The sequence below is a fragment of the Thermoanaerobaculia bacterium genome (genome assembly GCA_035593605.1).
GTDB lineage: Bacteria > Acidobacteriota > Thermoanaerobaculia > UBA2201 > DAOSWS01 > DAOSWS01.
Map to the genome: position 1 here is coordinate 65,317 of DAOSWS010000006.1, position 25,840 is coordinate 91,156.

23 protein-coding genes are annotated in these 25,840 nt (G+C 52.9%); 12 read left to right on the top strand and 11 right to left on the bottom strand.

Going from position 1 to position 25,840, the window contains the following annotated elements:
* Positions 1–75: 75 nt before the first annotated feature.
* From PLD04_04150 to tadA, 6 genes are all read right to left on the bottom strand, one after another.
* Positions 76–1,842 (bottom strand): sulfatase-like hydrolase/transferase, encoded by a 1,767-nt coding sequence (locus PLD04_04150; protein HXK67511.1) that lies wholly within the window; start codon positions 1,840–1,842, stop codon positions 76–78.
* 4 nt (positions 1,843–1,846) lie between these two features.
* Complete coding sequence (locus PLD04_04155; protein ID HXK67512.1) at positions 1,847–3,433, bottom strand: fused MFS/spermidine synthase; 1,587 nt, start codon at positions 3,431–3,433, stop codon at positions 1,847–1,849.
* 32 nt (positions 3,434–3,465) lie between these two features.
* The gene (locus PLD04_04160) at positions 3,466–3,807 is read right to left on the bottom strand and encodes a hypothetical protein (protein HXK67513.1); all 342 of its coding nucleotides are present in this window, start codon (positions 3,805–3,807) and stop codon (positions 3,466–3,468) included.
* Between the two features lie 9 nt (positions 3,808–3,816).
* A complete protein-coding gene (locus PLD04_04165; GenBank protein HXK67514.1) occupies positions 3,817–4,125 on the bottom strand; it encodes an antibiotic biosynthesis monooxygenase in 309 nt (102 codons plus the stop codon).
* 17 nt (positions 4,126–4,142) lie between these two features.
* A complete protein-coding gene (locus tag PLD04_04170; protein HXK67515.1) occupies positions 4,143–4,856 on the bottom strand; it encodes a TIGR00730 family Rossman fold protein in 714 nt (237 codons plus the stop codon).
* 100 nt (positions 4,857–4,956) lie between these two features.
* The gene (gene tadA / locus PLD04_04175; GenBank protein HXK67516.1) at positions 4,957–5,421 is read right to left on the bottom strand and encodes a tRNA adenosine(34) deaminase TadA; all 465 of its coding nucleotides are present in this window, start codon (positions 5,419–5,421) and stop codon (positions 4,957–4,959) included.
* A gap of 72 nt (positions 5,422–5,493) precedes the next feature.
* On the opposite strand from tadA, the gene PLD04_04180 reads away from it, so the two are divergent.
* From PLD04_04180 to PLD04_04235, 12 genes are all read left to right on the top strand, one after another.
* Entirely contained in the window at positions 5,494–6,594 is a 1,101-nt protein-coding gene (locus PLD04_04180) for a tetratricopeptide repeat protein (GenBank protein HXK67517.1), read from the top strand.
* 184 nt (positions 6,595–6,778) lie between these two features.
* A complete protein-coding gene (locus PLD04_04185) occupies positions 6,779–8,662 on the top strand; it encodes an ATP-binding protein (GenBank protein HXK67518.1) in 1,884 nt (627 codons plus the stop codon).
* Between the two features lie 33 nt (positions 8,663–8,695).
* The gene (gene pepT / locus PLD04_04190; protein ID HXK67519.1) at positions 8,696–9,940 is read left to right on the top strand and encodes a peptidase T; all 1,245 of its coding nucleotides are present in this window, start codon (positions 8,696–8,698) and stop codon (positions 9,938–9,940) included.
* A gap of 58 nt (positions 9,941–9,998) precedes the next feature.
* Positions 9,999–11,981, top strand: coding sequence for an oligopeptide transporter, OPT family (locus PLD04_04195; GenBank protein ID HXK67520.1), 1,983 nt, complete (start codon positions 9,999–10,001; stop codon positions 11,979–11,981).
* 8 nt (positions 11,982–11,989) lie between these two features.
* Positions 11,990–12,814, top strand: a complete 825-nt coding sequence (locus PLD04_04200; GenBank protein HXK67521.1) for a transketolase — start codon at positions 11,990–11,992, stop codon at positions 12,812–12,814.
* Positions 12,811–13,749, top strand: a complete 939-nt coding sequence (locus tag PLD04_04205; GenBank protein ID HXK67522.1) for a transketolase C-terminal domain-containing protein — start codon at positions 12,811–12,813, stop codon at positions 13,747–13,749. The genes PLD04_04200 and PLD04_04205 overlap by 4 nt, the downstream gene beginning before the upstream one ends.
* Positions 13,750–13,781: 32 nt before the next feature.
* Positions 13,782–14,651 carry a DMT family transporter gene (locus tag PLD04_04210; GenBank protein ID HXK67523.1) on the top strand — a complete coding sequence of 290 codons (870 nt, stop codon included), beginning with the start codon at positions 13,782–13,784 and terminating at the stop codon, positions 14,649–14,651.
* A 200-nt stretch (positions 14,652–14,851) separates the two neighbouring features.
* Positions 14,852–15,262 (top strand): nitrous oxide-stimulated promoter family protein, encoded by a 411-nt coding sequence (locus tag PLD04_04215; protein ID HXK67524.1) that lies wholly within the window; start codon positions 14,852–14,854, stop codon positions 15,260–15,262.
* 16 nt (positions 15,263–15,278) lie between these two features.
* A complete protein-coding gene (locus PLD04_04220) occupies positions 15,279–15,611 on the top strand; it encodes a cupin domain-containing protein (protein ID HXK67525.1) in 333 nt (110 codons plus the stop codon).
* Positions 15,612–15,624: 13 nt separating this feature from the next.
* Entirely contained in the window at positions 15,625–16,881 is a 1,257-nt protein-coding gene (locus PLD04_04225) for a DUF438 domain-containing protein (GenBank protein ID HXK67526.1), read from the top strand.
* Positions 16,878–17,408, top strand: a complete 531-nt coding sequence (locus PLD04_04230) for a DUF1858 domain-containing protein (protein HXK67527.1) — start codon at positions 16,878–16,880, stop codon at positions 17,406–17,408. The genes PLD04_04225 and PLD04_04230 overlap by 4 nt, the downstream gene beginning before the upstream one ends.
* Before the next feature lie 48 nt (positions 17,409–17,456).
* A complete protein-coding gene (locus PLD04_04235; protein HXK67528.1) occupies positions 17,457–19,592 on the top strand; it encodes a hypothetical protein in 2,136 nt (711 codons plus the stop codon).
* Positions 19,593–19,625: 33 nt separating this feature from the next.
* Here the strand turns inward: PLD04_04235 and PLD04_04240 are convergent, their stop codons facing one another.
* The 5 genes from PLD04_04240 to PLD04_04260 form a co-directional block, all read right to left on the bottom strand.
* Positions 19,626–20,090 carry an isoprenylcysteine carboxylmethyltransferase family protein gene (locus PLD04_04240; protein ID HXK67529.1) on the bottom strand — a complete coding sequence of 155 codons (465 nt, stop codon included), beginning with the start codon at positions 20,088–20,090 and terminating at the stop codon, positions 19,626–19,628.
* Between the two features lie 58 nt (positions 20,091–20,148).
* Positions 20,149–20,946, bottom strand: a complete 798-nt coding sequence (locus tag PLD04_04245) for an aldo/keto reductase (GenBank protein ID HXK67530.1) — start codon at positions 20,944–20,946, stop codon at positions 20,149–20,151.
* 51 nt (positions 20,947–20,997) lie between these two features.
* Positions 20,998–22,263, bottom strand: coding sequence for an ABC transporter permease (locus tag PLD04_04250; protein ID HXK67531.1), 1,266 nt, complete (start codon positions 22,261–22,263; stop codon positions 20,998–21,000).
* Positions 22,260–23,165, bottom strand: coding sequence for an ABC transporter ATP-binding protein (locus PLD04_04255; protein ID HXK67532.1), 906 nt, complete (start codon positions 23,163–23,165; stop codon positions 22,260–22,262). Before PLD04_04255 ends, PLD04_04250 begins: the two co-directional genes overlap by 4 nt.
* Positions 23,166–23,228: 63 nt before the next feature.
* The gene (locus PLD04_04260; GenBank protein ID HXK67533.1) at positions 23,229–25,706 is read right to left on the bottom strand and encodes a hypothetical protein; all 2,478 of its coding nucleotides are present in this window, start codon (positions 25,704–25,706) and stop codon (positions 23,229–23,231) included.
* Positions 25,707–25,840: the final 134 nt, after the last annotated feature.

Below are 25,840 nucleotides of genomic sequence, written 5' to 3' on the forward strand. Positions count from 1 at the left end.
GTACTATAGCATAGCGAGCCGGTAGGCTTGGGATTCACCTTCCTTTCCTTGATCGGGTACGCCTGTACTGATTTTCTATCTCTTAAGCTTTCGTGCCGGCTGGCTTTCCGGGTAAAGTGATACAAATTTTGATAAATATTTTTCTGCTTCTTGATTTCGTCCTTCAGACTGAAGCAGGACACCAAGGTTATACAGCGCATAGTAGTCGTCAGGATTGATGTCCAGAACGTGTTGGTACGACTGTTCAGCCTGATTGTATTTTTTCATCTTCCAGTACACATTCCCAAGATTCAGGAAAGCTGCAACGCTATCCGGATTCTCCTCGATCACTTTTTTAAATCTCGTTTCAGCTTCCAAATAATTTTCCCTCTGTACGGATATAAAACCAAGCTTCAGCAATATTGAAGGAGAATGGGGATAACGGTCAATAAATTGACGCGCAAATTGTTCGGCACTGTCCAAATTTTTCTCAGCCATCGATTTCAGCAGTTCATAGTGCCAGGTGGCTCCCGTATAAGCGAAATCTCTAACGTCCTCATGAATTGAATCCGAAACCCCCGTCAGGTATCCGAGGGCACCTAACTGTCTTTTCATCTCCTCATCGAGTTTTTTTTCACTCCGGTCCACAGGAGTTCCATACGCTGACCTCTTTCGTTTCAAACGGAGAACAATATCAGGATTTTCAGCTGCCAGGTCTTTTGCTTCTTCCGGATCAATATCTGCATTCCATAGATGGTGCCGCAATGAAGATTCAAAAAGCCACTGACCATTCCATAATCCGAAAACGGGGGGAAGTCCAAATTCTCTTGCACCGGCCAGCGTCTCCATCGGAATATCTCTGACCGGCAATTGGTGGGGAGACAAAATGTCAATTCCATCACATTCTGAATATGTTTCTCCCAGCTGACCCAGAATGGTAGGCAGAAGGTCAACCGTACTCACCGGTTCGACCCTGACAGCATGCGGAATCCCGGATCCAAACATGAGTAAAGGAATTCGCGTAGTTGAACTATGGAGGAGAAGTCCGTGGGCCTTTTCCCCATGATCTCCCAGTCCCTCTCCATGGTCAGACAGGACACACCATAACGATTTTTCGACAGGTCTTTGAATACGGCTCAATGAATCGAATAAGAGCGCAAGCTGCCTGTCCGCAAATGCCACTTCGGAAAGGTATTCTCCATTCTGTCCCTGAAAATTGTGAATCGGTGAATTATAGGGAATGTGCGGATCAAAAAGGTGTATCCAGAGAAAGAGTTTGTCGCTCTCTGAAAGATTGGATTGAAGCCAGTTTACCGCTTTTAGAATGGTTTTATCAGCTTTTCTTTCTGCCATGAAAATTTCATCGATTTTTCCACCGATCGTCACCGCACTGTCAAATTTATCGAACCCTGCTCCAAACCCAAACCTGTCGTCAACTACAATGCAGGAGACAAATGCCGCAGTTTTCCAACCCTTTCGCTGAAACAGCTCGGGTAGTGTCTGCCTGGAAGAATCGTGAGGAATATCTCCATTATGGCGGACCCCTTCTTTCCAGGGCCACAGACCGGAGAGCATACTCCGATGGCTTGGTCCGGTCAGCGGAACGGGAGTTCGTGCATTAGCGAAAATTAAGCCACGGGAAGCCATCCCGTCCAGGAAAGGAGTTGGAGAAGGGCTCTTTCCCCCGAGGAACCCGTTGGCATCCCAGCGCCATGTATCGATGGAGACCAGAACGACAGTGTTGATCGAAGATCCCTGATTGTTATATAAATTGCCGCAGCTCGGCCCTAAAAGGAAAATGATACAGAAACCTATCACCCAAACAATTCTTTTCAATACGTGAATGGGAATGGTTATACCCATATAATCAGACTGCCAGTAATTTGAGCGGCAAGCTGGCTATGATGGACTCTCGAAGTTTTTCTTTCAACCACAGGTCCTTTATGTTGTAGGGATTATACTCATCGGTAAGAACAAGGCCCTCATTGGAATCGATGGGATGTATTCGTCCAAAATATTTTACAACACTCTTCTCAGGGATTGGATGAATCGGATACCGGTTGACGACGGAGATATCAACATCCCTTTTTGTGCCATCGTAGGCAATCAGAATGATATTCCCATAGGCATCCGGAGTGGCTTGCTCATAGAGAGGAATGACATCCACATTTTCAAATACATGTCGGATCGTTTTGATCACTGATTTTGTCATGTAGGAATTATGGTCGAGAGATCCAATGATATTCATGGCTGCAATTCCATCACCTGCCATGCGCTGCTTGACCAGTGTCAATGCCTCTAGTGTCAGGAGGTGGGATGGCGTGGAATCGCCAGTAAATGCGTCCAGAATAATGTAATCATATGTTTTGTTACTTTTGGCCAAGAAATATCTGGCATCCTCTGAGGCGACTTCTCCCGTTGCGCCAAATTGAAAATATTCCCTGGCGATTCTGATCACTTCCGAATCGATATCCACCACATCCGTAGTGATTCCCTGATGCCCATACCAGGTTGCGACAATGCCCGCTCCGAGCCCGATCACCAGACAACGGTCTCCCTGAGGTTTCATCGATATGGGAATCAGCTGAAGATAATAGGAATATGGATATATGGAGAGGCGTGACCTCATATCAATCCCGCCCTGAACCAACCCGTCAATCATCAGCTCTCGCGTATGAATCGGGCCGTAGGAGAAATCAATGACCTGGAGATTCCCATAATAGCTGTCCGCAGTGTATACCTGTGTCGCACGGGTGCCATTTTGGAGAAGTACAGAATAGTTTTCAGTGGAAAATGAAAGTAGAAGTAGGGGAAGAAAAGCAGTAAGTATGACTATTTTTTTTCGGAAACAGAGGAAGTATACGACGGAAAGTAGTATCAGCAAAACCCCTACAAACTGCATAATCCTGGATACCCTGAAATGGGCAATAAGAACAAATCCGGTCAGAACAGTGCCTGCAAAACTGCCAAATGTAGAGATCGCATAAAAGAAACCCACGTTTCGACCCAGTCTCTTGAGTTCTTTCGTGTACAACTTAATCACGAAGGGTGAAACACATCCTAACAGTGCCAGTGGTGGTCCGAATAGTATTGAAGAGACAAGTAGTGAACCCACGCGAAGTCCCGAGGATTGAAAAGCAGTGAGCACTGGTATTTTGATCAGAGGAACCAGTAGACAATAGATTCCTGCACCAAGGATTAACTGGTAAAGGTGATCCGGATTTCTTCCCCTGTCAGAAAAGATTCCCCCTGCATAGTAGCCTGCCGCCAGAGCCAGAAGCGTCACCGTAATCATGGATGTCCATACAAAGAGACTAACGCCAAAATAGGGTCCAATAATTCTGGATCCGAGGATCTCGATGACCATAATCAGGCCGCCGCACAAAATGGCTGTTACCATCAAGAAAAAAGTACTGATATTTTGTTTGAGAACCTCAGGCTTTGTTTCTTTCATTTAATCTCCCCACAATTGATGAAAATCAAGATTTACCAACTTGATCGTCCCATCTTCCACCAGGCCCAGCCTGCCCAGGCCGTGATCCCGGCAAGGACAACGTGTTTTCCGATAAGGATCGTGACCTGGCTTCGCTCTAGGGCCGGGAACCATTCATACGTCCGGTAGTGAATCGTGCGGACCACCCCCAGAAGAAGAATCAATAGAAAACTCATCAGAGCCAAACGTTTCAAGTTTCGGAAGAGGTTGGGCGGGGCGTCGGGAAGACAGGCACGGGTCCACCAGGCGTAGAGCGTGGTCACAAAAAAGAATGCCGTGGCGAGGTCGTGGAGATAGTTGTTGAGGTAGACCAGGGCGGGGATGAGAAGATCCAAAGGTCCTCGTCAGGGAATCCGGTGCGGCTCCCGGATGGGAGTCCATCGGTAGGATTCAAAGGAGGCCACAAGATCTTCCCCTCCCTTTCGAATCACGTCCCGGTATATCGGGAAGGCAAGCCATGCTTCAATGGCTTCCTCAGAAGCCCAGAGGGAAAAGACATGGTAGGTGAAATCCTTTCCGATCACCTTGGCGGCTTTGAAATCCTCCAGCCCCTCGATATGGTCCAGGTGTTCCATGGCTTTGGAAAAGGCACCGAGAAATTTCTCTTCTTCTTCGGCGCCCTTCAACGAAACAGTTATCGACACTCCTATCATCGTTACCCCCTTATTATTTACAGAATATGATGTTTCCGGGCAAAGGAGACGATGTGGTTCTCCACCTCTTCAGGGGAATCCACGATCGTGAAAAGCATCCGATCCTCCGGGGAGATGTACCCCGTATCTCCCAGGGTGCCCTCGATAAACTGGACCAGAGGTGCCCAGAAATCCCTTCCGTACAGCACAACGGGAAAGTGTTCAATCTTATCCGTCTGGGAAAGGGTTAACGCCTCAAACAATTCGTCCATCGTCCCGAACCCTCCGGGAAAGATGACGAAGGCGGTGGAATATTTGACAAACATGAGCTTGCGCACAAAAAAGTATCGAAATTCTAAAGATATATCCTGGTAGGTGTTGGGTTCCTGTTCGAAGGGAAGCTGAATGTTGCATCCTACGGATAGCCCCTTTCCATCCTGGGCACCCCGGTTGGCCGCCTCCATGATTCCCGGCCCGCCTCCGGTGATAATCGAAAATCCCTTCACCGCCAGCCGGCGTGCCGTTTCCCTTGCCGCGTCATAGTGGGGAGAACCTTCTTTCACTCTTGCAGAGCCAAAAATAGCCACGGCTCCCCTTACCCTGTGGAGAGCTTCGAAACCGTCCACGACTTCCCCCAGAATTCGAAGAGCCCGCCAGGGATCCTTAGTCGTAAAATCATCCAGTTCTTCCCGGCTGGGAACACGGAATAGCTCGTGATCATGGTGAATCGCGGAGGAAGTTTTTTTCTTCATCAGAAGGGCATTATACCCGGATTAGGTGATGACCCGCTACTTTTGCCGGATCGATTGATTCATTCGGGTTGGATTGAAAGCAGATTGTGAACCCGTGGATTTACCGGTCAGACCTCGACCTAAGTTCCCGAAAAAAGGATGTCAGAAGAGTACTGCAGGTGTCCTGGAGAACACCGCGTATCACCGTGGGCCTGTGGTTTAACCTCGGATCTTCAACAATGTTCCCCAGGCTCCCGCAGTAGCCGGCCTTGGGATCGTCCGCTCCGAACACCAGGGTTTCCAGCCGCGCGAGAACGATCGCACCGGCACACATGGCGCAGGGCTCCAGGGTCACGACAATCTGACATCCTTCCAGGCGCCAGGATCCCAGGTTCCGGGCTGCCATCCGGATCGCGGCCATTTCCGCGTGAGCGAGAGGATCCTTGTCGATTTCTCTTCGGTTATAGCCTTCCCCGATCACCTCACCGTCCCGGATCACAACACACCCTACCGGAACCTCACCGAGGTCCGCGGCTTGCCTCGCGAGGCCGAGGGCCTTGAGCATATATGGCTCGAAAGCTTCCATGATACAATGATATCTTACCCTGAACCGGGAACAAAAGTCCCTCTGGGATTGTCTTTATAGAAGGAGGCTGCCATGAAACTCAAAATCTTCACCCTCGTCCTTCTTGCCGTGGCCATTATGGGCTGGGCGGGTGACATGCGCTGGGAAAACGGCATGAAGCTTCTCAAAGAAGGTAAATATGATGAAGCTCTTCCCCGATTCCAGACTCTTGCCCAGGATTTCCCCGATGTCTATCAGTACCAGCTGATGCTCGGCCAGTGCCTCATGAAGCTGAAGGAGACGGAGAAAGCCAAAGAAGCTTTTAAAAAGGCCTATGAGTTGAAGCCCGACTCCACCGATGTCGCCTTTGCCTATGCCCAGATTCTCCAGATGGATCGGGACTATGACACCATGGCCCTGGTCCTGGGAAAGATCGATGAAAACCAGGTGACCGGAGAAGCGAAGGACAAGCTTCACTACCTCCGCGGTCTGACCGGGTTTTACCAGAAGAAGTACGATGTGGCGGCCGCAGATCTGGCAAAGATCAAGAACGAACAGTATCGAGACCTGTCCAATTATTACCTTGCCTATTCGTACTACTACCTCGATCGTCTGGACGAGTCTTTGAAGATCCTGGACAAGGTCAATGACGACCGGAAGGATGACGCCCTCCGCCTCAAGCACAAGATATTCAGAACCAAGATGCAGAAGACGCAGGATCCCGAGAAACGCGCTTCGTACATTTCGAAATCGATTCAAATCGCCAAGGAACTGGTGAAGCTCGATCCTTCAGCCGACAACTACTACGCCCTGGGACAGGACGCCCTCTTTGCCGGGGACATGGAGCTTGCCCAACCCAACCTGGAAAAGGCGGCCAATGAAGGCAACGGCTACGCCTGGTACTATCTCTCCTTTGCCTATATCCGGCAGGGGAACCTCTCCCAGGCAGAGAAGGCCTGCCGCGAAGCGGAGCCGAAGCTTAAAGCCAGCGACGATGGACAGGCACTGAAAAACCTTTACTGCAACTGGGGCCACATTTACCACGTACGGGACGATCTCAATTCCGCCATTACCTATTACACCAAGGGCGGATGTGAACAGCAGCTGGAACTGGCCCGCCAGGGAAAGAAGGCCATCGAACAACAGAAGCAGCTTGAACAGCTGATCCAGCAGTTCAAGGAATTTGGCAACTGAGCCTGATCTGCAGGACACTACTACGCCCCGCTTCCGGCGGGGCGTTTTCTTTTCTCCAGACAGCTGATCACTTGAGGCCCTCTCAACGAGGCTGATATACTCAAAGGGACAAAGCCCCGTTTCCAGGAGGCGGTTAACCCGGGAGGCAATTCTGGACCCTGCACGGAACCGAAAGAGTCGGAATATGAGGCGGAAACGACGCACGATTGCAAAAGAACTGGTTACTTCGATCTTCCTTGCCCTCATCATTCCCTATCTGGTCGTCGCCATAGGAGGAGCGGCTTACCTCCGGCACCAGATCCGTCACCAGAATGATCGCCAGGTCTCTGCCGCCATGGAAACCGCCTACAGTCTTCTTCTGAATGAAATGTCGCTTATTCAATCCACGGTTGTGGGTATGGCGAAGGATGCTCATCTCCTATCCCTCATACGGCAACCTGCCGGTCTGGAAGCTGAAACGGGATTTCCCGGAAACATTGAACCTCTCCACGGAGCCCGGATCGTCAATACGGGAGAACATCCGGTCTACCCTCCCCGGCCCTTATTTCAGAACGAGTACGATAACCTGATCGATCAGGCACTTGCAGAAGGAAAACCAATCGCCGAATTCAGGCATCTTGAAACCAGGGAACTGGCTCTCTATGATTTCCGGGTCGCACCCCCGAAGGGTAGAGAGACCGTCCTGGCCATCCAAGCCGTGGCACCGATCAATTCCGAGGAAGGCGAGCCCCTGGGCGCAATCAGCGGCATTGTGATCCTGAATGGAAACAGGGCCCTCCTCCAGCGGATCTCCTTCCCCATCTTTCACGAATACCTGATGAAACAGGGGGACATCGGGATGATTGCCCTCTCCGTCCAGGGGAGACGTGTGGCCTCCAACCTTATCGAGGCACTGGGATCCCGCGAAACCGTTTCCCCTGAAGTCGATGTAATGCCGGATGGTGAAGGAATTACCGAAGAACATATCCTGGATGAGCGTCTCTTTCTCACGGGATTGAGGCCGCTTCTGGATTCGGAGCGTCAGACTGTAGGGATGCTGGAGGTCGGGATTCCGGAAACCGCCCTGATTGCATATCCTCGAACTCCGGTCTTCATCTTTACCGGAATTATTCTCCTCACCCTTGGAGTCGCCTATCTCCTTTCCCGACATCATAATCGGCTTATCGTAGATCCGATTACCGACATGGCCCTCACGGCCAGAGCCATTGCCGGGGGAGATCACAACCTGGAATTGACGGTTCCATCCACGAGAGAAATCGCCGATCTGGCCGAAAGCTTCAATGAAGTGGCACGACAGTATCGGGATCTTGTCGAAGGTCTGGAAGCCACCGTGGCAGAACGATCAGAAAAAATCGAGTCGATGCAGAGGCAGCTGATGCAGGCTGATCGCCTGGCCAGCGTAGGAAAACTTGCCGCCGGTGTAGCTCACGAAATCAATAATCCCCTGACTTCGATCCTGACCAACGCTTCCCTGATGGCCGAATCCTGTCCACCGGAAAACCCATACCGCAGAGATCTTGAACTCATCGTGGGAGAGTGCCTTCGCTGCCGAAAGATTGTACGGGGGCTCCTGAACTTTTCAAGACAGAGCCCTCCGGAATTTTCTTCGTTTTCTCTGAACAATGCCGTCGATCAGACAATCCGTCTTCTTCGCCATCAGCTTCGCTCCCGAAAAATCGGTCACGAGATCGATCTGGATCCCAACCTGGCTCGAATCTGTGCCGATCCTGACCAGATCCAGCAGGTTCTCTTAAATCTCTTTATGAACTCAATGGATGCCATGCCCGAGGGAGGTCTGCTTACGGTGGTCACGCAATCCCTTCAAAGCCATGCGATCCTGCAGATTTCCGATACGGGTGTCGGCATTCCCGATTCCATCATTGACCATATCTTTGATCCTTTCTTTACCACCAAGGAGAGCGGAACGGGACTCGGATTATCGATCAGCTACGGGATTATACAGGCTCACGGTGGGAAAATATCGGTTGAAAGTAAAGAGAATCAGGGCACAATCTTTTCGCTGTACTTCCCCCTTCCTTCACAGAATCATCCCTCTCCCTGCAGTTGATCGACCCCTTTCCTGTGTGATAAAGTGCAGGCGATGAAAGATAAAATCCTTGAACGATTCCTGCGCTATGTGAAAATTGACACAAGATCAGACTATGAGTCCGAAACCTTTCCCTCCTCAGAAAGGCAGTGGGACCTTCTTCGACTCCTGAAGGATGAGATGGTTTCCATGGGGCTCCATGATGTCGAACTTGATCACTATGGGTACCTGACGGCAACGCTTCCCGCGAATCAACCCGCGAAAGGCGTTCCGGTGGTTGCCTTCATTGCCCATGTCGACACCTCTCCCGATGTACCCGGTGAAGTCGTGAAACCCTTAGTTCACCGGGATTACAATGGAGAGGATATTGTCCTGTCCGGGAACACGGCCGAAATCATCAAGGTGACGGAAAACCCAAACCTGGGCCGCTGCAAGGGAGACACCCTGATTACCTCCGATGGAGCTTCGCTTCTGGGTGCTGACGATAAGGCCGGGATTGCAGAGATCCTGTCGGCGGTAGAGTACCTGCAGGCCCATCCCGAAATTCCGCGGGGAACCATCAAGATCGCCTTCACTCCGGATGAAGAAATCGGAAAGGGAACTCTCCATTTTGATGTTGAAAAATTCGGAGCAGACTTCGCCTACACCATGGATGGCGGGGATCTGGGGGAAATCGAAAACGAAACCTTCACGGCTTCCAGTGCCACCCTTACCGTAAAAGGCCACAATGTCCATCCCGGGTATGCCAAAGACAAAATGGTCAACGCCGTGAGGATAACTGCGGAACTTCTCACCCACCTTCCTGCGGACATGGCGCCCGAAACCACGGAGAAGCGGGAAGGGTACATCCACCCTAACAATCTGAAGGGAGACGTCTCAGAGGTTACGGTCAGTTTCATCCTTCGCGATTTTTCCCTTGAAGGCGTCGAGCAGAAAAAGGCCCTTCTTCAGGATATCTGTGCACGTATGAGGGAACGTTATCCTAAAGCGGACATCATCCTCAAGACTGAGGATCAGTACAAAAACATGATTTACAAGCTCAATGAAGAACCCCGGGTTGTGGAGTTCGCCCTGGAAGCCGTGCGCCGATGCGGCCTGGAACCCCGGCTCAAGTTCATCCGGGGAGGAACCGATGGAGCGCAGCTCTGTTTCAAGGGCCTTTTGACTCCCAATGTCTTTGCGGGCGGGCAGAATATCCACTCAAAGCAGGAATGGGTGAGCCTTGAATGGATGGAAAAAGCCTCCGAGACCATTCTCCACCTGGTCCAGATCTGGTACGAAAAGACTCATACTGCTTGAAGGTTCAACCCTTCAATTCTGATTTTTCTACAATTGAATTTCCTTCGAGGAGGACCCTATGACCGAGCCCAGGGCAGGGCAGCTGCCGGATAACGCGTACACACCTCTCAAGCCGGGAGAAATTTACCGTCCTTACGTTCCCGCAGATAAGGCGCTTCACGAGATTACCCTCCGTTCCGTTCTGTGGGGATCGATCATGGCCCTGATTTTCACGGCCGCAGCAGCCTACCTTGGACTGAAGATCGGCCAGGTCTTTGAAGCGGCCATTCCCATCGCCATCCTTGCGGTAGGGTTGAAGAACCTCTACCGGCGTAAGTCCACGGTACTGGAAAATGTCATCATACAATCCATCGGAGCGGCCTCGGGCGTCATTGTGGCGGGCGCGATTTTCACCCTGCCAGCCCTTTACATTCTTGATCTCAAGGCCGATTTCTTCAAAATTTTTCTGGCCTCCTTCATTGGAGGGATTCTGGGGATTCTCTTCCTGATTCCCATGCGGCGGTACTTCGTCCGGGATCAGCACGGACTTCTGCCCTTCCCCGAAGCTACGGCCACAACGGAGGTTCTGGCAACAGGCGAATCGGAGACGGGAGGTCAGGCCCTGACACTCGTAATCGCCGCCCTGGTCGGAGGCCTTTACGATTTCGCCATTGCAACCTTCGGACTCTGGAAGGAAATCGTTTCGACACGAATCCTCCCCTTTGGAACTCTCATTGCTGACAAGGTCAAGATTGTCTGCAAGGTTAATGCCGGTGCCGCCGTTATGGGCCTGGGGTACATCATCGGACTTCGGTATTCTCTGATCATCTGCAGCGGAAGCTTTCTCTCATGGTTTGTCCTGATTCCCCTCGTCTATTTCTTTCATCCCACCTTCGGGGAGACAGTATTCCACGGTGCAAGCGGGATCGGAGCCATGTCCGCGGAAGAAATCTTTGCCCAGTACGTTCGTCATATCGGAATCGGCGGGATCGCGGCGGCCGGGATTATCGGGATCATAAAAAACGGGAAGATCATCGTTTCCGCTTTTACGCTGGGTTTCAAACAGATCTTTTCCAAGAGTGAAGCCGATATTTCGGAGCGGACGGACCGGGATATGCCCATGGGTGCCGTGGTTTCACTGATCATCGTATCCGTTATCGCGGTCTTTGTCTTCTTCGGCACGATGGTTGTCGAGTCATGGACCTACGCGGTGGCCGCTCTTCTGGTTGCCATCGTGATCTCCTTTCTCTTCACCACGGTTGCTGCCCGGGCCATTGCCATCGTAGGCGTCAATCCCGTGTCGGGCATGACCCTCATGACGCTTATCATTTCCTCGTTCATTCTCTACCAGATCGGCCTGACGGGGCCTGAAGGCATGCTGGCCGCCCTGATCATAGGAACAGTAGTATGTACCTCTCTTTCCATGTCCGGTGGATTTATCACCGATCTGAAGATCGGGTACTGGCTCGGTTCCACTCCCTACCATCAGGAGCGGTATAAATTCCTGGGAACGCTGATTGCCTCCGCCTGCGTGGGCATCGTCATGCTCCTTCTCAACAATGTGTACGGATTTGTTGCCACGGATGCCCATCCCACCCCTCTTGCCGCACCGCAGGCCAACGCCATGGCTGCCGTTCTTACCGCCATGTTTCAATCTTCCGCAGCCCCCTGGTATCTCTACCTCTTCGGAATTGTCCTGGCCATCGTACTTGAATTTGTCGGCATTCCCCCGCTTGCCTTTGCCCTGGGAATGTACCTTCCCATCGAACTCAATACTCCCCTCCTGATAGGCGGCTTCGTCGCATACCGGGTCGGAAAGAGCACATCGGACGAAGAGCTTTCCAAAGTAAGGAAGGACAAGGGCACCCTCATCGCTTCGGGATTTATCGCCGGAGGATCGGTGATGGGTGTCGCAAGCGCCGTCCTGGCCTTCTTTTTCGGTCAGCAGTTTCATCTCGGAATCGGGGAAACGGTATTCGGAGAGTGGCTGAGCCTCATCTTCTTTATCGGTCTCTGTCTCTTCCTCTACGGGTACTCCCGAACCGCAAAGAAGGCGGTATAATCGCAGCCATGGATAGCGAAGAACTGACTAAACTGAAGGATCTCGCGCGCCAGGTTCGAATCTGGTCCCTCAAGGCGACAACACGCGCCGGTTCGGGACATCCGGGTGGATCCCTTTCTATCGCGGAGATCCTGGTGGATCTTTACTTTCGAAATCTCCGTCACAATCCCTCCGATCCTGCCTGGGCGGACCGGGACCGGTTCATCCTTTCCAAGGGGCACGGTGTCCCGGCTCTTTACGCAGCCATGGGGCTGAGCGGTTATTTCCCGATCGAGAATATGATGTCCCTTCGAAATCTGGGGTCCCCCTTTCAGGGTCATCCGGATCGAAGGTTTATCTCCGCCCTGGAGGCCTCTACGGGATCCCTGGGCCAGGGACTTTCTATTGGAATCGGGGTGGCCCTGGCGGCCCGGCTTTCTCAATCGGAACACCATACGTATGTTCTCCTGGGAGACGGCGAGTGTCAGGAAGGCCAGATCTGGGAAGCGGCCATGTTCGCTGGATTCCATAAACTTGGAAACCTCACAGCCATCGTCGATTTCAACAAGTACCAGCTGGACGATGCAACCTCCCACATTCTTGAGCTTGAACCCTTTGCGGCCAAATGGGAGGCCTGCAACTGGACCGCACTCCGTATCGACGGCCACGATCTGGAAGCCGTCGATACAGCCATGATCCAGGCCCGCGAAGATGGAAAGCCAACGGTCATCATCGCGGATACGGTCAAGGGCAAAGGGGTCTCCTTCGTTGAGGGAAACAATGACTACCATGGAAAGGCTCTGACACCTGCCGAACTGGAACGGGCTCTGGGAGAACTGGGAGGTACACCATGACAAAGCGTACGATGGGGAAGGCGACCCGGGTCGCCTACGGGGAAACCCTGGTAGAACTGGGGCGAACCCATCCCGGAATCATCGCCATGGACGCCGATCTGTCCAAATCGACACAATCCGCCCTTTTCGGGAATGCCTATCCCGATCGGTTTTTCAACGTAGGAATCGCCGAAGCCAATATGGCCGGCATCGCCGCCGGGTTTGCTTTGAGCGGTTATCTTCCCTTTGTCTCCTCCTTTGCAGGCTTTCTGATCAACAAGAGTTTTGATCAGATGCGCGTCTCCATTGCCTACCCGGGTCTGAACGTAAAGTTTGCCGGTTCCCACGGAGGTATTTCCATCGGCGAGGATGGCCCCTCGCAGATGGCGATTGAAGATCTTGCCCTCACTCTTTCCCTGCCGGGATTCACCGTAGTGGTTCCCGCCGACGAGCATGCGGCCCGAAAACTGGTACGCCAGGTTGCGGAAGATCCCCACCCCGCCTACATTCGACTGTGCAGGCCCCCGGCACCCGTTTTGTACGATCCGGGCACACCGATTACCCTGGGAAAGGCCCACGTGGTTCGGGAGGGTAGCGATGTTTCCATCTTCGCGATCGGCCTGCTGGTGGCCGAAGCCCTGGATGCCGCGGAAGAACTCCAGAAGGAAGGAATCTCTGCCGAGGTGATCGACCTTCATACCCTGCGTCCCCTGGACCGTGACGGGATTCTCCGGTCGGTAAAGAAAACCGGACGGGTGGTAACCGCCGAGGAACATCTCCTGACCGCGGGGCTCTCCTCCGAAGTCGGGCGGATTCTTGGCGAGCATTATCCGGTTCCCGTCCGAAATGTCGGTCTTCAAAACACCTATGCCCAATCCGGGGCTCCCATGCAGCTCCTGGAGCACTACGGCCTCACCTGTCCGGCCATCCTGGAAGCCGCACGATCTCTGTTCTGAACATCGACGGCTCCTTTCCGTAAGATCCATCCATGCAGGGGGAACTTGCCGCTCTGACTGCCGCGTTCCTGTGGGCCTGGACTGCCACCTTCTTCACGGTGGCATCCCGACACATCGGTTCCTTTGCCGTCAACGTCTACCGGATTCCCCTCGGGCTCCTTCTGCTGGCTCTTACCTATTTCCTGGCAAACGGATCTCTTTTGGTGACGCCATACCAGGTTCTCATGCTCTCCCTGAGCGGAATCGTGGGTCTGGCCATTGGAGATGCCTTTCTCTTTGAAGCGTTTGTACTCATCGGACCCCGTCTTACGATGCTGATTTACACGATGTCCCCCGCCATGACGGCAGTGATTGCCTTCCTGTTCCTTTCCGAGCGGATGGGACTCATGGCCCTTGGCGGTATGGCTGTCATCATGATCGGGATTCTCTGGGTTCTCATGGATCGTAATCCGGGCGTGCGACAGGCGAATGTTCGGGGCGTCCTGTACGGCCTCCTGGGAAGCCTCGGCCAGGCAATCGGGCTTGTCCTGGCCAAATCCGCCCTGGACACGGGGATCGACGCCCTCTATGCCACGATCATCCGTATGGCAGCCGCGACCCTGGCCATGGGCCTGGTGGTTCTGGTATACCGAAATCCTGGAACGCTGTCTATCCTTCGGGATAAACGCAGAGCGATTCTGCCCCTGGTTGGCGGAGTAATCTGCGGCCCCTATCTGGGTGTATGGCTGTCTCAGGTTGCCATCAAGCTGACTCTTACCGGCATTGCCGCAACACTCATGGCCATGGTACCGGTCATCATCATACCCATCTCTGCCGTTGTCGAGAAGGAGCGCATTACGGTTCGAGCCATACTGGGGGCCCTTGTGGCCATTGCAGGGGTTACCCTTCTTTTCATGCGTTAAGCCAATCTCATCCCGGGAATAGACCCCGGCGTATGAATGTTCTGATAAAAGAATTTAATTCCCTGAGGATAACCGGGGCGCCTCCCGAAGCTTGAAAGAATCCTTTCAGGCTTCTTTTTTTCTGCCCAACCCTCCAACGTAAAAAGCACAGGACTTGACAAAACGGATGATACGGCCTATTATATATAGGAGTCCTAATTATGAATACGGAAACCAGACCCGCCCTCGATCCTTTGTCAATGGAAGTTCCTTCCATGACGACCGATATTTCTGTCGGCAGAGACATTGATGTCCTGGCAAAATTCATTCAGATTTACTGCAGGGATCTGCACACGGAAAAGAACCGGGAACGGTTTCTCGCCCGGGGAAGGCTTGCACTCTACTTCAGACACCATAATCTTCACCTCTGTGAAGACTGCAGCAGGCTCCTTCTCCACGGTGCGGCAAAACGAATGATGTGTTCACTGGACCCAAAACCGCGATGCAAGAAGTGTCCCATGCCCTGCTACCGTCCCGGTTACCGGGAATCCATCCGGGAGGTCATGCGTTATGCCGGAAGGAAGATGATCCTTACGGGAAGAGTTGACCTGCTGTACAAATTCCTTTTGTAAAAAGGGAGGAAAACCAATGTCCCATCCAACGTTTGAATCGGGAAGCGTGGTCTCTCAAACCTCCGATCTTATCCAGGTTCAGCCCAGCACGATCGTAAGTCGAACGATCATTAAGAAACAGTCGGGAACCGTCACGCTCTTTGCCTTTGATCAGGGACAGGAGCTCAGTGAGCACACAGCTCCCTTCGATGCTCTTGTACACGTCCTTGAGGGAACCGCGGAGGTCATCATTTCCGGAACCGCCCATACCGTAACCCCGGGAGAGAGCATCCTGATGCCTGCCCATGCGCCCCACGCTCTCCGGGCCATCACGGCCTTCAAGATGCTTCTGGCCATGGTGCGGGTCTGACGGGAGATAATCGATGAGTGAACTCCTGGAAAACGCAGCAGCACGGAAGGCCATTCTGAAGGAGATGATCCTCAAGCTTCATCAGGGAGACACGGCGGATGCCGTGCGGTCCCGGCTGATCCAGACCCTGGGCTCGGTACCGTACGCCGAAGTTGTAGAAGTTGAGCAGGAACTCATGAATGAAGGGCTTCCGCGGGAAGAGATCCTGAAACTCTGTGACCTCCATTCCCAGGCCATGAAGGGAGCCCTGGATCTTTCTTCCGCAAAACCGATCCCACCGGGACATCCCGTCCATACCTTTATCGAGGAAAACAGGGCCCTTTCGTGGGAGATCGGGGAAGCGGAAAAGGTCGCAGCCACCCTCTCCACTCTGGACGACGGGTCTGAGGCCTCGGACCTCATGATGTCACTCCGCCGCCACCTGCATGCCCTCACCGATGTGGATAAACATTACCGCCGAAAGGAGAACCTTCTCTTTCCGTACCTGGAATCCAGGGGGATCGAAGGCCCGCCGACGGTGATGTGGGGAAAGGATGATGAAATCCGTTCGTTGATGAAGGATGCCCTTGCGGTCTTTGAAACCACCGACACCTTTACGGTCGGGGAAGCGAAAATTGTTTTTGAATCGCTCTTTTCTCCCCTCTTTTCCGCGATTTCAGAAATGATCTACAAGGAAGAGCATATTCTCTTCCCGATGTGCATGGACACCCTGAATGATTCCGAGTGGATGGCCATCGCCGATCAGAGTCTCGAGATCGGATTCTGCCTCTATGACCCGACTATCCAATGGAAGCCCGAGGGCGTGACTCTGAAAGAGAAGGAGCAGACCGGAGAGCCTGCCGACCGCGTCCGCCTGCCCAGCGGATCGATGACACCCGGTGAGCTGACCGCCATTCTGAATACGATCCCCTTTGATCTTACCTTTGTGGATGCCGAAGACACCGTCCGTTACTTTACCCAGGGCAGGGAGCGAATCTTCGATCGAAACCGCGCCATTCTGGGCCGAAAGGTCCAGCTCTGCCATCCGCCATCCAGCGTTCATATCGTCGAACGCATCCTGAGTGACTTCAAAGCGGGAAGGGAGGATCAGGCATCGTTCTGGATTGAGCTCAAAGGAAAATTCATCATGATCCAGTATTTCGCCCTGCGCGATGAGCCGGGCAACTACCTTGGGACCCTGGAAGTCTCCCAGGATCTGACCAGCCGCAGAGCTCTTACCGGAGAACGACGGTTGCTGAAGTACGGAGATCCCGAAGGATCTTCACTGTGACGGCATCCCAGAATCCTCCCCCCATTACTCCCGAGATGAAGGTTGCCATGCTGCTGGAACACTATCCCGATCTTGAAGAGACGCTTCTTTCCCTTTCCCCCGCTTTTTCGAAACTCACGAGCCCGGTTCTCCGCAAAACTCTGACAAGGATCACTTCTCTCGCCCAGGCCGCACGTGTGGGAGGTCTCGACCCCGGTTTTCTGGTCCGGGAACTCAGGGCCCGGGCCGCTCAATCTCCTCTCCCGGACCTCCCCGAGTCCCGCGAAAACGAATCGCTGCCCCCATGGGCGTCCGAAGCAAAACCCGAAATCATTCTGGACGGCCGCCCTCTCCTAGAGGAGGGAATCCATCCCCTGGCCGCCGTGATGGATCAACTGAAGAATCTGAAACCCGGCGATGTCTTTCTTCTCCTGACCCCCTTTGTCCCTGCTCCCCTTATCGACAAGGCCCGGGAACGCGGTTTTGAAGCCTGCGTGGATACCGAAAATTCAGAGGAAATTCGAACCTATTTCCGCCACCAGCCCTGATCACGGGACATTTGAGTCCTTACCGGGTCTACGCTACAATAAACAGTTATGTTTATCCGGCGAGGATATTCCATCGTTTTCACCGGATTGATTCTAATCATTTCTCAGAGCCCGTCCCCTCTCATCGGCGAGACGGGCCCGGGATCTCAGGCCCGATGGATTACTGAAACTGCAGACGCGACACCGGGGAGCGGCAATTATGCTTCCCTGGCGGTAGATGCCGAAGGCTTCGTTCACATCGCATCGTTTCAATGGCTGTATGACGAACCGGCCGGGGATGGTAATGTACCTTACGGGAACCTTCTCTATACAACCAATCAGAGTGGAACGTGGCAGTCCCTGGTCCTCGAAGAGGGAGCCGGGATGACGCCCCGGATTGCCATTGACGGTACGGGAGCCGTCCACATTGTTCACACCCGCCTCGGATTCTCTTCACCCTCAACCCTGCTGAACCTCCTCTACACAACGAATGGGTCCGGAGCCTGGATCACTACCGCCATTCAATCCGGAACGGTGAAGGGAGCCGATGCTTCCATTGCCGTGGATCGAAACGGATTTGTCCACATCTGCTGCAGCAACGAAGAGGGAACCGGATCACCTTCCGGACCCTCAGGGGGCCTCCGCTACGTGACCAACAGCACAGGAATCTGGACGTGGCAGGATGTCGACCCCGATCCCCATGCAGGGCATGACACCGACATCGCTGTCGATCCGTGGGGTTCCGTTCACATCAGCTATCTCAACTCCGAGGCCGGCCTGGGCTACGCCACCAATCGGCAGGGATTCTGGGAACATACGATTCTGGACTCCACGCCCAACGTGGGTTGGAATACGTCCATCGGTACCGATTGCCGGGGCAGAGTCCATATCAGCTATTCCGATCCCGGTCCCATTCTGGACCCGCCGGGCCAGGGAAGGCTGATGCATGTTTCCAATGATTCCGGGGAGTGGATTACGGAAGTCGTGGATGATTCCGGTGCGGGGTACTATACGGGGTTGGATATCGATGATGCGGGCGCGGTTCGCATTGCCTACCTTGAGATTCTTCCCCAGGGAGGCCAGTTGAACCTCGCGACCCTGCAGTGGGGAACCTGGCACCTGGAGACTGTGTCCACAGCAGAGTCTCCGGGAGATGCGGTGGGGATCTACTGTGCCATCGACCTGGACCGGGAAGAAAAACCCCACATCTGCCACTATGACTATGCCAATCAGACCCTTCTGTACACAACCGACCGGTCCAGGATCGCCCTGACCCCGGATCTTCCCTCACCCAGGCTCTGCCGTAAGCCTCCCCATTCCCGAACTGACAACTCTCCTCCTGAGAGCCTGGTTTCCGATTTCTCCAACCTCCGCCCGTTGAAGAATATCAATTCCCCCTGTCCAGAGGACGCCATCGAAATTTCCGCGGACGGGTCCACACTGTACTATATGTTTGCCCGGGACTTCGACAGCCGGCTGTGTACACAACGTCTCCTCTCGTTTCCCAGCGGTACCCACGTCTCCCGTCGACAGGGAAACCCGGACACCTTTGTCTATTCGAACTTTTTTGATCTGGGAAAGGGTATCGATTATTCCTTCGATGCAGAATTGAGCTTCTCTCCTGATGGATCCACCGTCTATTTTCATTCCCTTCGGGCAACCAATACGGGATTCCAGCAGGATCCGCCGACAGAAGACTTTCTGGATATCTACACCGCTCCGATCATCGACGGCATACCGGGACCCGCCGTCAATCTGGGTCCTCCGATCAACTCACCCTATCCGGACGGAGAACATGCGATCCATCCGGATGGCGTCACGCTCTATTTCACATCCCTGCGACCGGCCGGTCTGGGAGGCTCCAACATCTGGTCTTCCACACGGATCGACGGAACATGGTCGGATCCGCTTCTCCTTTCCCCCCCCATTAACTCCGACAGCAATGACCTTCAGCCCTTCTTCGCGGAGGGAGGCCAGGTTCTCTTTTTTGTCTCCGACCGGGACGGAGGAAACGCAATCTATCGATCCGAATGGTCTCCGTCAGGATGGGGAATCCCGGAGGTTGTGATACGGGGGAATGTGGGGGAACCATCCCTGACAGCGGACGGCATGCACCTCTACTTCGTTCATGTGCTCATCGACGAAGAAGGCATTTTCGATTCCGACATCTGGGTTGCAGACCACATCGGGATATTCACCCGCTGATGATTTATAACCTCAAATCGTATGGTTTACAGTTCATAGCCAGCGTCGAACGGACGACCGGTATAGATCCCACTTCTCTCCGAAGATTGTGGACAGATTGTTTTCCTCCACCCGAACAAATGTCAGATCCAGAAAAACCATGAAGAGAGGCACAACAATCAACGGTGCGAGGGAGCCGAGCAGAACGCCCAGTCCCAGAAGGATCAAAACAAAGCCAAGATACATGGGGTGCCGGGTGATCTGGAAAACTCCTGATGTAATCAGTGTGGTCGGTTTTTCATTCGGTTTAACGGTTGTTCCGGCCCGTTTCAAGGCTTGATCTGCCAGCAGGTTGACACCCACTCCCAGAAACAGCGGGAAGAAACCGGTCCACGACCAGGGGCCATGAAGAATATGAAGGACTGGAAAAATAAAATGAAGCCAGACCATGAGCAGAATAGCTCCAAAGAGGAATACGGGCGGATGGAATACCGGAAGCCTGCGTTGTGTCCGACTCACGATTCCTTTCCCCGTTGATTCTGTTGTTGGGACAACCTTTCGTACACCATTTCTACCATTACTTTCCCTGATGAATAAAGTCACCAATGCGCCGGGCACGTTCCATCTCTTCCTGTGTCAGGGGCCCCATTTCCAGGGCCTGGATCCCTTCTTCAAACTCCTGCGCACTCCTGGGTCCCATCATGCAGAGATCCACTGCGGGGTGAGAAATGGCAAAACGGTAACAGTCCGCCGCGGTAAGAGGTTTCTCTCCCGGGGGCATCTTCCGGGGATTGAGCAGCTTTCCCCATCGGGTCGCCGTATAGGCCATGATCCCGGGCCGCTGTTTTTCAGCAAGATGGGGGAAAATCTCTTCTTCCGCACCCCGGTGGGCGGCGTTGTAGCGAACCATGAAGATATCAATGATGGAGCCATCCTGGTCAGCCATCTTTCCAAAAAACTTCCGATTATGGCCCGACATGGCTACAGATTTCACTACACCCTCTTTTTTTAGTGTTTCGACCCCCTTCAGGACACCCGTTGCCGGCATACGGTTATGCCAGCCCAGAAGGAGAATATCCGCAACGTCGAAACCAAGGGCATCGAGACCCTTTCGTACCGATCGTTCCACAGTCCATCCAAGATGATCGTAGGATTGCAGAATGAGAACCAGTTCTTTTCTGTGATTCCGCCCCAGGCTTTTTAGCGCTTCCCCCATCCCTTTCCGTCTCAGCGATCCCCAGTAAAACGTGTTGATATTGTGAACAAAGAAGGCCTTTTCGACCGATTCCCGGGGCACACCATATCCTCCGGACAGACCGAGCCGGCTCACGGAGAGGCCGCTTCGGCCCAATGTTCGTTTTTCAGTGAAGGTCAATCTTGCCTCCTGCTATCATCTCGCTGTGAAATCCATACCATCGCTCAAGAATCAACCGTCCATCCTGCGAAAAATCCATACGCCCGTGAGAAAGAAAACCGCACCCACACCGAGGAGTATGGAACAGGGGAAGGCAATTTCGGTAAAAGAAAAACCTCGCCAGATCGCGCCCTCGGTTGCCAGGATCGCCCACTTGATGGGGCTGAGACTGCTCAGTCCCTTCATCCAGGAAGGCATCACCATGAGAGGAACCATCCCACCTCCAAACATGGCCATGGCAAGAAGAAGGGCCCAACCGGTACCGCCCACAGCCTGTTCGGTCTTTCCCAATACGGAGATAAACATCATGATTCCCACAAAACAGAGAGAGGTACAGACGATGGCAAGGGCCAGGAGAGCCGGGCTCATGATCCGTATGTGAAAGATCAGCTTTCCCACAAGAAGGAGAAAGACGATGACGGAAAGGCTGGCCAGAAAACAGGCCAGAGCCTTTCCCCCCAGGATGTGGGCCCGGGAGATAGGGGCCATTCTCAGCCGTAGAAAGGTACCTCGAGTTCTCTCTACGACAATGGAAATCGCGAACGCCGCGACACATCCGATGAGGGCCCATGCGATGGATTGAGGAAAGGTCAGTTCCCACGAGCTCCTGGGGCCTTCCGACTCCCGAACGACATCGACCTTTTCCACGGCAACTCCCCCCATGGCGGGTCCCGAAGCGTAAACATCCTCATCCACGTCTGTCAGAAAGGTGTCCAGCGAAGTGATAAAGGTGGAAAAGACCTTTTTTTGCGCCGGGTCCAGCTTGTCATCCCCATCGATTTCCTCAGGGATCCCGCTGATTCTCTCCTTCAGCCTGGCAGGGTTGGAATAGATCGAAAAGAGCGTCTCATAATAGGCCTGGTTCAGAAGTCCTTCCAGATACCCGGCCTCCGCTTTGCGGGCAGGATCGATGCCCACCTGGAGAAGGGAGCCTCCCCCGGAAAAAAAGGGATCGGCATTTCCGAATCCTTTTTTCACAATCAGAAAGGCAACCAGCTTTCCCTTTCGAACCTGATCTTTTGCCTCTTCGATGGAAATTTCCCGGACATCCAGAGCCGCGGAAGATTTCAGCTTTTCGGTAAAGGCGAGGGATGCCTCCGAGCCGTCTTCATCCACAACGGCCACGGACATGGATGCCGTATTTCCACCTCCTCCCGAGAAGATGGCGCCAAAGAAGATCGCCATGAGAAGGGGGAAGACGAGAACCCAGAAAAGGCCGAACTTGTCTCGCCACAGGAGACGGAGATCTTTCAACGCAAGGGTGAGAAGAGTTTTCATTGGTCCCTCAACCTCCTTCCCGTGAGATTCAGAAAGACATTTTCAAGGTCCGCCGCATGGATTTTGAGATTTAAAAAGGAGAGGCCCGTACGCCCAAGATCGGCCACCGATTCCAGAGGGCTCTCGGTCTCAATCCTAAGAAGCGATCCGTTCAGGCTCCCGGGAAGGCTTTCCGGTTTGTCAGGTATCGAATCAAGCTCGACTTCCACTACGGAGGGGCCCCCATGGGCCCGGATCAGCCCATCAACGGTGTCCATCGCGAGAATTTCTCCGTGATCCATGATGGCTACGCGGTCGCAGAGTCGCTGAGCTTCCTCCATGTAGTGCGTCGTATAGAGAATGGTGCGGCCTTCGGCCCGTAGTTTTTCAATATTATCAAAAAGGAGGTTCCGGGATTGCGGATCCACCCCCACAGTCGGCTCATCCAGGAGAAGAATCGGAGGATCGTGAAGGAGGGCCGTGACCAGGTTCAATCTCCGCTTCATCCCCCCCGAATAGTGGACGACCCGATCTCCTTTTCGTTCCGTGAGACCCGCGAAGTCCAGGGCCCAGCGGACCCGCTCGGAAAGCAGCTTTCCCGAAAGATGGTAGAGGCGGCCAAAAAAGAGGAGATTCTCTTCCCCGGTCAATTCCTCGTACAGGGAGAGGGACTGAGGGCAGATTCCAAAGCTCCGGCGCACCTCCGGCCGGGTCGGGTCGTCGGAGCCGTCGACCCGGATCGAACCGCTGTCGGGAGTCAGGATTCCGACAAGGAGGTTAATCGTTGTCGTCTTCCCGGCACCGTTGGGACCCAGTAGGCCAAAGGTCTCTCCCTTCTTGATCTCATAAGAGACACCCTTTACGGCTTCAACTCCGTTAAAAGATTTTTTCAGTTCTTGTATTGAAATCGCGGATTCATCCATAGAGGGTTTGTACCACGCCGGGATGGAGGTGTCAAACCAACAGGAATATCTTGATCAGATCGGTCACCTCGAATAATCGAAATTACTCTTTTTCTCAACAAAGAGTAAATCTCCATCTTTGACCAGACCGATACCGTGAGCATAGTATTTGTACTCTTCTTCCCCGGGATTTAAAGCGGATCCTTCCCTGATTTTGATACAGCGGGTAAAGGTCTTATTGGGTGTTTCCACAGTTTCATTGGTACTGACGACCTCCGCCCGGTCCATGGCGATTCCGGGTGCGATTTCCTGGTAGTACTTCATCCCAACCAGGGCATCCCAGGGCATGATCAGCCCGGGCCTGGCCCCATTCTCTCCGGCACGCCATGATCCCTCATGACTTACGATTTTTCCATCCCGATAAATGTCTACATCTTCTCCAAAGTAATAGATATCCATGGATTCCCAGCAGTACGAATAATAGTTCCTGGAAACCTCCACAAGGTTGCCATCTTTCCACTCGCGTTCCTCGACAACACGGGTCTCGAACGGACCAATTTTTACAATTTTGCGAAGAGGTGTGATCTCAAGCCTTTCCTCGTCGCTGGCCAGAACCAGAATAGTCCCGGGTTCCAGGTCAAGATAGCGATTTCTTTTCCCGGGGAACATATGACACTTCGACAGATCAAACTCGTACTGATAACCCCCAGCTTTCAGATCGACGGTTATGGGGGCAGGTTTTTTAACTTCAGACTGCAGGGGTTCTTCCCTATCATCTTTACTATCGGCATCAAACGGTTCAGGAGATTGTATTTTTTTCAATTCCTCCGTTTCAGCTCCAGAGGGAATCATGGCGTCAATCGTTAACACTTCTCCCGTCTCCAGGGGAACGATGGTTTCCTCCACCAGAAGAAGATGATCCTCCACCATCGCAAGATAGTGGAAGGAGTTGGAATCATCAAAGGAATTTTCGCTTCCCATAAGAATACGTGAATAGGTTTTTCCCGACCTGCCGTCGAGATTCATGGTCAGGGTCTGATATTTTGTCAAGTCCGGAATCGGAGGGCTGGAGCGGAGATCATTGGGCCGGTCAGAAATCCGTACTTCCCTGAAAAGAACGTGACGGCCGTCGGGACTGAATTCCGGCTGATTGACCTGCTGGAATTCCTGTATCACCTTTCCGTCCATAACCAGGACACTCTCCCTTCCCTTCCGGGCCGTGTAGAGGGAATGGTTACATCCGGGTGGAAAGATCCCTTGTAACTCGTCATTTCTTGTGCTTCTCAAGATACCTGCTCCTTCTTCTACCTGAAACGGGGGCAAGATCATGATTTGATCGAAAGTCGGATGGACCGTGTCACCGACAACAAGATAGGAACCATGAAATCCCCTGACCCTGGTGGCCAGAATGTTTCCTTCTTCACAGAATGCCGCAGTTACACTGATACCTTCGGCCTGAAATACCGGGTCACCATTTACAAGTACGACCCAGGTACGATCGGGACCCTGAACCGGACAAGCAATGTTTTTCCCGTCCGAACTGAAGGCGGGTGAGCCGGCATCGAGATAGGGACCCCATGTTGTTTCATCAATAATAACAAAGGTATTTTGTTCATCATTTTTTGCAACATAGGCAAGCCGGGTTCCGTCCGGACTGAACTGAAGGTTTTGGATCTGTTTCCAGGGTTTCCCTTTCTTCCCATCTATGACCGCCCTGTAACCTTCAGAATCGAGCCCGGCATAGGCAATGTGCCGACTATCCGGGCTGAATATAATTTCAGTGATATTTCGATATGACTCTCCAATTTCTCCATCTACAACAAAATTCAACCCACTGTCTTTGTCAATGACATAGGCAAAACGAGTTCCATCGGGACTGAACTGATGCGAACCGATAACAATTTGACCGTAGATTTTTTGTGTGACGCCATCCAGCACATAAAAGGACTGTGTTTCCCCTTTCGCAATAAAAGCCAGATGCTGACTATCCTGGCTGAAAACTGGAATCATCACTTTTGAATAAGGTCCATATGTATTATCAGAAGTGACCAGGTAGGATCCATCTCCCGTTTCCGCGCTGTAGGCCCATCGGGTACCATCCCGGCTGAAGACCGGAAGGGACACTTTTTTGTACCCGTCCTGCTTCACCCCGTCCATGACAACATGCCAGCCAAGTAATCCACGCACTATATAGGTAAGATGTTGACTGTCGGGACTGTATCGAAAGGTGCCCCCGAGGGGTCCACCACGGGAAGGAGAGAAAAGCTTCATATAGCTGTCCACATGGATACCGTCGACAACAACGCCAACTTTAAGTCCATCCTTTACTGCAACCGCCATGTGCCTGCCGTCTGGACTCACACACAGGGAAGCCGGATAACTTGAAGCTGTATCTATCTTACCCATAAAGGTTTCCACAACATGACGACCATGTATATCGTACGAAATTTCCACTTTTTCCACCGAACCCTTAATAGCGTTGGCGCCGCAGCCCAGGCACAGGAAAAAGGATAGAATTACCCAGAGAAGGATTTGTAGTTGGATCGATAAAATAGTTTTCATTGACGTAAACCCCCAACTTTTTCAACCTGATTCTTTTCTTATTACGATACCCCATCGACATCTAACCAGAAAAGATTATGAATTCCAGGGACGTTACCATCCTACCATCCAATGCAAGGAATTCCAGGTCTTCA